The sequence below is a fragment of the Arthrobacter sp. 2YAF22_2 genome (assembly GCF_052114645.1).
Classification (GTDB): Bacteria; Actinomycetota; Actinomycetes; order Actinomycetales; family Micrococcaceae; genus Arthrobacter.
Map to the genome: position 1 here is coordinate 1 of NZ_JBFRFD010000681.1, position 1,578 is coordinate 1,578.

The 1,578-nt window shown below is 71.7% G+C and carries 2 protein-coding genes; both read left to right on the top strand.

Going from position 1 to position 1,578, the window contains the following annotated elements; translation table 11 throughout:
- Positions 1–922 (top strand): alpha/beta hydrolase (locus AB4Y86_RS18635; RefSeq protein ID WP_441403622.1); only part of this gene is annotated, 922 nt, incomplete at its 5' end.
- Between the two features lie 26 nt (positions 923–948).
- Positions 949–1,578, top strand: a 630-nt coding sequence (locus AB4Y86_RS18640; protein ID WP_441403623.1) for an alpha/beta hydrolase, incomplete at its 3' end; no start/stop codon positions are given.

Here is a 1,578-nt window from a genome sequence, read left to right on the forward strand (position 1 = left end):
GGATGGCGTCGTACGCACGGCCACGCTGGTGCGGCACGTCCCCGCCGCCGGCGCCGGCCGGGTTCCGCGGCGGGCGGTGCTGTTCCTGCACGGCTGGAGCGACTACTTCTTCAACGAGGAGCTCGCGAAGTTCTGGACTGGCCAGGGCTTCGCGTTCTTCGCGCTAGACATGCACAACCACGGCCGGAGCCTGCGGCCCGGCATCCACGGCGGCTACGTGGCGGATCTGGCCGACTACGACGCCGAGATCACCGCCGCGCTCGGCATCATCGAAGCACTGGCACCGAAGGGCTCACCGTCCCCGCCGGTGACCCTGATGGGGCACTCCACCGGCGGACTCATCGCGGCCCTGTGGTCAAGCCGGCACCCGGGAGGCATCGCCCAGCTTGTCCTCGACAGCCCCTGGCTCGAAATGCACGGCAGCCCGGCCCTCCGGCGGGCCGCGAAGACCATGCTGGGGCCGTGGGCCCGCTTCCGGCCCGAGTCCGTGATCAGGCTCCCCGAGCGCGCCTTCTACTGGCGCAGCATCAGCAACGCCGCCGAAGGCGAATGGCTCCTGGATGACAACTACCGGCCACCGCAGGCCTTTCCGGTGCGGGCCGGCTGGCTCAGCGCCGTCCTGACCGGCCAGTCCCGGGTGGCCCGGGGGCTGAAGATCGATGCGCCCATCCTGGTGCTGATCTCCGGCGCCAGCGCCAACGGCATGTTCTGGCAGGAGTCGATGCGGCGCTCCGACGCGGTCCTGGACGTCAACACGATCGCCCTGCGCGCCTTGAGCCTGGGACGCACCGTGACCTTGGAACGGATCGACGGCGCCCTGCACGATGTGTTCCTCTCGGCGCCTGCAGTCCGCGCCGACGCCTACGCGCGGCTGGCTCGTTGGATCCGCGCCTACGGCCCGGCCGACGGCGGCACCGCGTGAGGGGTCCGGACGTGAGAGGTCCAGGCGTGAGGGGCCCCGCGGCGCAGCCGCGCTGGCAGGAGGATGCGCTGGGAAGACGCTTCGAGTCCTTGGAGTTGGGCCTGTGCCCGGACGACGAAGGGCCCGTCGTCGCCACCCTGGTGCGTTCTGCCGCCCCGGGCCGCCCGGCCACGGATGCACCGCCGAACGTGGTCCTCTACCTGCACGGCTGGGCCGACTACTTCCTGCAAACCGAACTCGCCGAGCGGCTGGTGGCCGGCGGCTTCCACTTCTATGCCCTGGACCTGCGCAAGTTCGGGCGCAGCCTGCGGGATTGGCAGACCCCCGGCTACACGGCCGACCTGGCGGTCTACGACGAGGACCTCGCGGCCGCCCTTGCCGCCATCACGGCCGACGTCGCCGCCCGCACCGGCCATTCCGGCGCGCCGACGGTCCACCTGCTCGCGCATTCCTTGGGGGGCCTGGTGGCGGCGCTGTGGGCGGACCGGAATCCGGGGGCACTGGGCACCCTGATCCTGAATGCGCCGTGGCTGGAGCTGCAGGGCAGCAGCCTGATCCGCAACATCGCCATGCAGCTGGTGGAACCGCTGGCGCGAGCGGACCCGCGGCGGCCGTTGCTGCTGCCCGGCATGCCCGGCTACTGGGACAGCGTGAGC